This window comes from Micromonospora sp. D75 (assembly GCF_018070405.1).
In the GTDB taxonomy this organism is placed as follows: Bacteria; Actinomycetota; Actinomycetes; order Mycobacteriales; family Micromonosporaceae; genus Micromonospora; species Micromonospora chalcea.
Window position 1 is genome coordinate 25,655 of sequence record NZ_JAGPXV010000006.1, and the last position, 7,514, is coordinate 33,168.

The 7,514-nt window shown below is 73.1% G+C and carries 7 protein-coding genes and 3 tRNA genes; 2 read left to right on the forward strand and 8 right to left on the reverse strand.

From position 1 onward, the window contains the following. Positions 1–37: 37 nt before the first annotated feature. The gene (locus KBX39_RS01135; RefSeq protein ID WP_210868777.1) at positions 38–934 is read left to right on the forward strand and encodes a LysR family transcriptional regulator; all 897 of its coding nucleotides are present in this window, start codon (positions 38–40) and stop codon (positions 932–934) included. 63 nt (positions 935–997) lie between these two features. Here the strand turns inward: KBX39_RS01135 and KBX39_RS01140 are convergent. The 8 genes from KBX39_RS01140 to KBX39_RS01175 all read right to left on the reverse strand — a co-directional run bounded on the left by KBX39_RS01140 (position 998) and on the right by KBX39_RS01175 (position 6,524). Further along, positions 998–1,071 (reverse strand) — tRNA-Phe (locus KBX39_RS01140). Between the two features lie 76 nt (positions 1,072–1,147). Next, a tRNA-Asp gene (locus tag KBX39_RS01145) sits at positions 1,148–1,221 on the reverse strand. Between the two features lie 33 nt (positions 1,222–1,254). Next, positions 1,255–1,327 (reverse strand) — tRNA-Glu (locus KBX39_RS01150). Between the two features lie 143 nt (positions 1,328–1,470). Continuing rightward, positions 1,471–2,256: a polysaccharide deacetylase family protein gene (locus tag KBX39_RS01155; RefSeq protein ID WP_210868779.1), complete on the reverse strand. Its 786-nt coding sequence runs from the start codon at positions 2,254–2,256 to the stop codon at positions 1,471–1,473. Positions 2,257–2,331: 75 nt separating this feature from the next. Further along, on the reverse strand, positions 2,332–3,279 hold the full coding sequence (locus tag KBX39_RS01160) for a MerR family transcriptional regulator (RefSeq protein WP_064448346.1): 948 nt from the start codon (positions 3,277–3,279) through the stop codon (positions 2,332–2,334). Next, entirely contained in the window at positions 3,269–3,862 is a 594-nt protein-coding gene (idi, locus tag KBX39_RS01165; protein ID WP_043327521.1) for an isopentenyl-diphosphate Delta-isomerase, read from the reverse strand. The genes KBX39_RS01160 and idi overlap by 11 nt, the downstream gene beginning before the upstream one ends. After that, positions 3,859–5,340, reverse strand: a complete 1,482-nt coding sequence (gene crtI / locus KBX39_RS01170; RefSeq protein ID WP_181373707.1) for a phytoene desaturase family protein — start codon at positions 5,338–5,340, stop codon at positions 3,859–3,861. The genes idi and crtI overlap by 4 nt, the downstream gene beginning before the upstream one ends. Positions 5,341–5,369: 29 nt before the next feature. Further along, positions 5,370–6,524, reverse strand: a complete 1,155-nt coding sequence (locus KBX39_RS01175; protein WP_069088148.1) for a polyprenyl synthetase family protein — start codon at positions 6,522–6,524, stop codon at positions 5,370–5,372. A 64-nt stretch (positions 6,525–6,588) separates the two neighbouring features. On the opposite strand from KBX39_RS01175, the gene KBX39_RS01180 reads away from it, so the two are divergent. Next, the coding region (locus tag KBX39_RS01180; RefSeq protein ID WP_043327518.1) for a phytoene/squalene synthase family protein at positions 6,589–7,514 on the forward strand (926 nt) is incomplete at its 3' end.

The window sequence follows — 7,514 nt, forward strand, 5'->3', positions numbered from 1 at the left end:
CTTGCATGCCTGCCATGCGTGATTACCATGCCTGCCCATGGAGACTCAGCTGCTGGAGGTGTTCCGCACCGTCGCGCGGCACGGCTCGATCACCACCGCCGCGCGCGCCCTCAGCTTCACCCAGTCGGCTGTCTCCCGGCAGATAGCCGCGCTCGAGGCCGACATCGGCGCCCGGCTCTTCGACCGGCTGCCCCGCGGCGTCGCCCTCACCGAGGAGGGACGAGAGCTGCTCCCGCACGCCGAGGCGGTCCTCGACCGGCTCGCCGCGGCCCGGCGTGACCTCGACGACCTGGGCGGGCTCGGCCGAGGGCGGCTGCGTGTGGGTGCCTTCCCGACCGCTGTCGCGGCCCTCGTACCCCGGGCGATGGCGTCGTTCCGCTCGGCCTACCCGGAGGTCTCGCTGTCGCTGGTCGAGGGCGTGACGCCGCGGCTGCTGGAGCGCCTGCTCGCCGAGGAGGCGGATGTGGCAGTGGTCAGCACCTCGCCCACGGGCGAGCTGGACCGCGAACGATTCGACCTGCGACACCTGCTCGACGAGCGGCTCCTGGTCGCGGTCGCGCGTGACCACCGGCTGGCGCGCCGCCGCTCGGTGCGCCTGGCGGACCTCGCCCCGGAAGCGTTCGTCGTGGGCTCGGCCACCGCGGAGAACAGCCTGCTCCGCGCAAGCCTGCCCAGCGGTTTCTCGCCGCGCATCGACATCGTCGCGGCCGAGTGGACCGGCAAGCTGGGATGCGTCGCCGCCGGGTTGGGGGTGGCCCTGGTTCCGGCCCTGGCGGTACGCGGAACCCCGCCGGACATCGCCCTGCTCCGCCTGCACCCGGACGACGAGTCGGTACGGCAGATATTCGCGGCGACCGTGCGGGGCAGGACGCCGCCGCCGGCGGTCACGCATTTCCTGGAGCACCTGCGGGCGGAGGCGGCCCACCTGGGCTGAAAAGCAGAACGCCGACCTGCGTATCCGCTGGTCGGCGTTCCTGTAGCCCGGCGAAAGGCTATGTGGCCAGGGGCGGGGTCGAACCGCCGACCTTCCGATTTTCAGTCGGACGCTCGTACCAACTGAGCTACCTGGCCGTGGTGCTCGGCACATGCTACCGCATGAGCCGATACGCAGAACGCCGCGCATTGAGCTGCGCGGCGTCAGCGCTTGCGGTCCTGACGGGACTTGAACCCGCGACCTCCGCCTTGACAGGGCGGCGAGCACTCCAACTGCTCCACAGGACCTGGCTGGTGTTGCATCCGGCGCGAGCCGGACCGTGCCCCCAACGGGATTCGAACCCGTGCTACCGCCTTGAAAGGGCGGCGTCCTGGGCCGCTAGACGATGAGGGCGGCCCCGCCATCATTGCACACTCGCAACTTCAAGCGGACTTGCTCCCATCCGGCCCCGCCGGAGGCAGGAGAAGCATATGTCATGTCTGCACGGACGGCCAAACCGGTATGGGCATGGCCGCGACGCCGGGCAAAACCGCAGGTCAGGGTAGTCGCGCGATCCCGTACCGCCGCTTCAGGTCCGGGATCAGGTGCCGGCACGCGGCCATCGTCTGGGCCCGGTCACCGCCCGCGTCGTGCATCAGCACGATCGAGCCGTTCCGGGTGGCGCCCTTCACCCGCTTGATGATCGTCTTCGCCGGCGGGTGGTCCCAGTCCTGCGGGTCCACGCTCCAGTGCAGCGGGCGCAGGCCCATCTGCCGGGCCACCACGATCTCCTCGGCGGTCCACCGGCCGCCGGGCTGGCGGAACCAGGTGATCGGCGCCTTGGGCGCGGCGGCGCGGATGGCGTCGTTGGTCCGTTCCAGGTCGGCCCGGATCTCGGTGGCCGACCGCCGGCCGAGGTTCACGTCGTGGTGCCAGCTGTGGTTGCAGAGCTGGTGACCCTCGCGGACGATCCGGGCCACCAGCTCCGGGTAGCGCTTGGCCTGCTGGCCGACCACGCAGAACGTCGCGGTGACCCGGGCCGCCCGGAGCTGGGCCAGGATCTGCGGGGTGTAGCGGGGATCCGGTCCGTCGTCGAAGGTGAGCGCCACCCCGCCGCTCCCGCTGGCCCGGTGCAGGCCCGCCGGGAGCTTCTTGGGCACCGGGCGCAGCTTCGGCTTCCTGGGGGTGGCGGTCGGGGTCGGTGAGGGCTTCGTCACGGGCGACGGCGACGCCGAGACCGACGGCGAGGCCGCCGCCTGATCGGGTGACTTGCCGGCTTCGCCGCAGGCGGTGACGAGGAGCACCAGGCCCAGGGCGAGCGCCGGCAGGGCGCGTGGACGCATTCGTCGCTCCCGGAGGGGTCGGGGTCAGACGGACTTTCCGACCGTAGTGGACGCGCCCCGGAGCGAAAAGGGCCGTCAGCCCTTCGTCGACTGGTCCAGCGAGTCCCGTACCGCCAGGGCGAGGGAGAGCGCCTCGGCCAGATCCACTGGCCGGACCACCCCGGCCGGCAGCGAGTCGGCCCGCCAGCCGGGCCCGGCGGCGAGCACCAGCAGCGGCCGGCGGGGGACGGTCAGCAGCGCGGTGAGCTGGCACGGGTCGGCGGTCGCGCGGGTGTGCGACCAGAGGACCACGGCCGCTGGCCCGGTCCGGTTGACCGCCTCAACCAGGGCGGGCAACGGCACCCGGGCGCCGAGCATGCGACAGCTCACACCGGCCTCCGCGAGCGCGGCGGCGAGCGCCTCCAGCGGCAACGAGTGCTGTTCCTCGTCGGCGCAGGAGAGCAGGATCCGGGGCGGTCCGCCGTTCGGGTGGGCCCGGATCACCGTGGCGAACGCCACCGAGACGCACCGGGACATCAGGTGTTCCACCTCGATCAGGCCGGCGGTGGCGGCGTGCCGTTCCCCGATGCCGGTGAGCACCGGCCGGAGCAGCCCCTCCCAGGTCGCCACCACCCCGTCGGCGGCGAGCGCCTCGGCGATGGTCCGCGCGATGGTCACCGAGTCCAGGCGCATCGCGGCACGGGCCAGCCCCCGTGCGGCGGGGCCGGCCCGGCCGACCGGGATGGTCGTGCCGCCGCCGTCGCGTACCGCCGAGGTCCGTGCCTTGAGCGCGAGCCGGTCCGGCGGCGGCACGGCCGGGGCCTGCCGGGCCCAGCGGGCCGCCTCGGCGGGCGCCACCCCCTCGGTGGTCAGCCGGCGCATGATCTCCAGGCGGGCGAGGTCGGCGGGCGTGTAGCGCCGGTGGTGGCCCGGCACGTGCTCGCTGGGACCGAGGCCGTACCGCTGGTGCCAGGTGCGCAGCGTGGTGACCGCCACACCCAACCGGCGTGCCACGGCCCCCGCGCTCAGCGCCTCATCGGCCACCCGACCGCTCCGGTGCCTCGGAGGCCGCGACGCCCGGCCGGGCCGGGCCCGCCGGATGCAGCAGCCGGTTGACCACGCCGCCCAGCCACGGGGCGTACGCGCGGGGGTCGGCGTCCAGGTCGGCCACCACCGCGCCGGGGTCGGCCCAGCGCAGCTCGGCCACCTCGTCCGGATCGGGCCGCGTCACCAGGTCGGCGGGTACGTCGGCGCGCAGCACGTGGTCGTACTCGAACTCGACGCGGCCGGTCGCCGGGTCCTCGGCGTAGTAGATGTAGACGCCCACCTCGGTGAGCTCGACCGGGCCGACGCCGAGTTCCTCGCCGAGCCGCCGGTTGGCGGCCTCGGTCAGCGACTGGCCCGGCAGCGGGTGCCCGCAGCAGGAGTTCGCCCAGCGCAGCGGAAACCGCGTCTTCACCGCGGCCCGCTGCTGCAGCAGCACCCGCCCCTGCGGGTCGACCAGGAGCACCGAGAAGGCCCGGTGCAGCCGGCCGGGTGGCTGGTGGGCGGTCGCCACGGTGGTCTCGCCGAGCACCTGCCCGTCGTCGCCGACCAGCTCGACCAGGTGTTCCTCCCGCTCGCTCATGCCGTCGCCCCGGTGATCCGGGCCGCCGCGAGCTTGCCGCTGATCAGCACCATCGGTACCCCCACGCCCGGCTGCGTGCCGGAGCCGACGAAGACCACGTTGTCCAGCTTCCGGTGCAGGTTGGAGGGGCGGAACGGTCCGGTCTGGAAGAGGCTGTGCGCGGCGGCGAACGGCGTGCCGGCGGCCATGCCCTGCGCCGCCCAGTCGGCCGGGGTGACGGCCCGCATCACCTCGATGCCGTCGCCGAAGCCGACGTATCCGCGTTCCTCCAGCGTGCCTACGAGCTGGTCGGCGTACCGCTGGGTGAGGTCGCCCGTCCAGTCGAACGGCGCCCGCTCCAGGTTCGGCACCGGCGCCAGCACGTAGTAGGTGTGCTTCCCGGCCGGCGCCACCGACGGGTCGGTGCGGCTCGGGTTCGTCACCAGCAGCGACGGGTCGGTCATCAGCTCGCCTCGGCGGATCACCTCGTCGAACGTCCCCTTCCAGGAGCGCCCGAAGTGGATGTTGTGGTGGGCGATCTTGCCATAGCCCTGCGTCGAACCGATGTGCAGCACCACGCAGGACGGCGAGTAGGTGAGCTTGCGTTGCCGGCTGGGCGGCAGCAGGTCCTCGTAGGCGACCGGCAGGTCGGGGTTGAGCACCACCGTGTCGGCGGGGACGAAGTCGCCGTCGGAGGTGATCACGCCGGTGGCGCGGCCGTTGGCGGTCTCCACCCGGGTCACCGTGGTGCCGTACCGGAACTGCACGCCGTGCTTCTCGGCCGCGCCGGCCATCCCGCGGGAGACCGCGTGGATGCCGCCGCGCGGGAAGCAGACACCGGCCACCGAGTCGAGGTACGCGATGACCGCGTAGATCGCCAGCGCGTCGTGCGGCGACAGGCCCGCGTACATGGCCTGGAAGGAGAAGATCCGCTGGGTCCGCGGGTCGCGGAAGAACTGGTTGATCTTCGTCTGGAGCCGCCGGAACGCGCCGTTGGCGAACAACTTCAGCAGGTTGCCGGTGAGCAGGTCGGTCGGCGCGTCGAGATTGCGCTCGATGAAGTCGGCCCGTTCCCACTGCCACAGGTTGCGGGCGTAGTCGACGAAACGCAGGTAGCCGTCCGCCTCCCGGGGGCCGCAGACACGCGCGATCTCGGCCGCCATCCGGGTGGTGTCGGTGATGACGTCGAGCGTCGACCCGTCCGGGTAGTAGGCGCGGTACGCCGGGTCGAGCGGGCTCAGGTCGAGCCAGTCGGTCAGCTCCTCGCCGACCGCGCCGAGCGCCTCGGCGATCAGGTCGGGCATGGTGAGGACGGTCGGGCCGGTGTCGAACTCGTACCCGTCGACGCTGAGCCGCCCGGCGCGCCCGCCGGGCACCGGCTCGCGCTCCAGCACCGTCACCTGCCGGCCGCTGCCGGCCAGGTGCAGCGCGCACGCCAGTCCACCCAGCCCGGCGCCGACCACCACCACCCGGTCGGTCCGTCCCTTGACGGTACGCATTCCGGCCCCCTTGCTCGCGAAGTTGCTCATCATGCCCGCCGCGCGGTGGCGGCGGTGGCGAGACCCGTCAGCGCGGTGCGCGCGGTCTCGTCGATCGGTGCGGTGCCGAGCGCGGCGAGCGCCTCGGTGACCCGGTCGGCGATCATCCGTTCCACCCGGGCGGTGGCGCCGGTGTCGCGGACCACGTCGGCAAGCCGGTCCACGTCGCGTGCCGTGGTGACCGAGCCGGCCCGGTCCAGCGCCCGGCGCTGCGCCGGGTCGGCGAGTTGCCGGGCCAGCATCAGCAGCGCGGTCGGCTTGCCGGTACGCAGGTCGTCCCCGGCCGGCTTGCCGGTGGTCTCCGGGTCGCCGTAGACGCCGAGCAGGTCGTCGCGGAGCTGGAACGCCTCGCCGACGGCCAGCCCGTACCGGGTGTACGCGGCGATGAGCGGGTCGTCCGGGTCGGTGCCGGCCAGGCAGGCGCCGAAGAGCAGCGGCCGCTGGACGGTGTAGCTGGCGGTCTTGTACCGGGCCACCCGTAGCGCCCGGTCGACGGTCCAGTTCCCCGCGTCGTTCTCGCCGAGCACGTCCAGGAACTGCCCGGCGACCGTCTCCACCCGCATCTGGTCGTAGCAGCGGCGCACGTCGAGCAGCCGCTCGGCGGGGACCGCCGCGTGGCCCATGAGCCGGTCGGCCCACACCATGCAGAGGTCGCCGATGAGGACGGCGACCGCTTCGCCGTACCGGTCGGGGTCGCCCGCGTGCCCGGCGGCGCGGTGCCGGGCGGCGGCGGCCCGGTGCGCGGTCGGCAGCCCGCGCCGGGTGTCGGAAGCGTCCATCACGTCGTCGTGCACGAGCGCGAACGTGTGCAGCAGTTCGAGGGCGGACAGGGCCGGGAGCACCGAACACATCGGTTCCTCCCCGCCGACAGCGCCCCGCCATCCCCAGTACGCGAACGTGGGCCGGACCCGTTTGCCGCCGGCCAGCACGCAGTCGCGCGCGGTTGCGGCGAATGCACCCATCGCTGCGTCGATCTCGGTCAGCGAATCGACTTCCGCGGCCAGGAACGCCACCAGCGTCTCATCGACCCCTTTGATCAGGTCTTTCGTGAACGCGGCCAGTACGCCGCGGACCGGATCGTCCGTCGCCCCGGCCTGAGCCGGCGCGACGCGGAGCGCATTACCCGCAACTGCGTCGTTGGCCATGTGGGCGAGCGTACCCTAGGGTTACGAGTTGCGTCGATTGCTGCGTCGAAACTGAGGAGGGCCGATGGACGTGGATCTGGCCGCCGCCTATGACCGCTGCCGCGAGCTGCACCGGCGTCACGGCCGTACCTACTATCTCGCCACCCGGCTGCTCCCCGCCTGGAAACGGCGACATGTGCACGCCTTGTACGGATTCACCCGCTACGCGGACGAGATCGTCGACCGCACCGAGGACCTGCCGCCCGCCGAGCGCGCGGCCCGGCTGCGCGAGTGGTCGGATCGATTCGTGGCCGGGCTGCACGGCGCGTCGGTCGACGACCCGCTGCTCCCCGCCGTGCTGCACACCATCGCCGTGTTCGACCTGGACCGCGACGACTTCGCGTCGTTCCTGCGCAGCATGGCGATGGACCTGACGGTGATGTCGTACCCGACCTACGACGACCTGCTCGACTACATGGAGGGCTCGGCCGCCGTCATCGGCACCATGATGCTGCCGATCCTGGGCAGCTCCGACCCGGCCGCCGCCCGGGAGCCCGCCCGCCAGCTCGGCTTCGCCTTCCAGCTCACCAACTTCATCCGGGACGTCGCCGAGGACCTCGACCGGGGCCGGACCTACCTGCCCGACGAGGATCTGGCCAAGTTCGACGTCACCCGCGCCGACCTCGTCGCGGCCAAGGCCGCCGGTCGCACCACGCCGCGCATCCGCGAGCTGATCGAGTACGAGGTGACCCGCGCGCAGGCCCACTACCTCGCCGCCGCGCCGGGCATCCCGCTGCTCAACCCCGCCTCGCAGGCGTGCATGCGCACCGCGTACGCGCTCTACGGCGGCATCCTGGACGAGGTCGCCGCGCAGGACTACGACGTCTTCGTCCGCCGGGCCCTGGTGCCGCAGCGGCGCCGGATGGCGGTGGCCGCGCGGGCGCTGCTCACCCCGCCCGGCACGCCGGTGCAGGTGCCCGGCCCGGCGCTGGAACCGGCCCTGGCCGGATG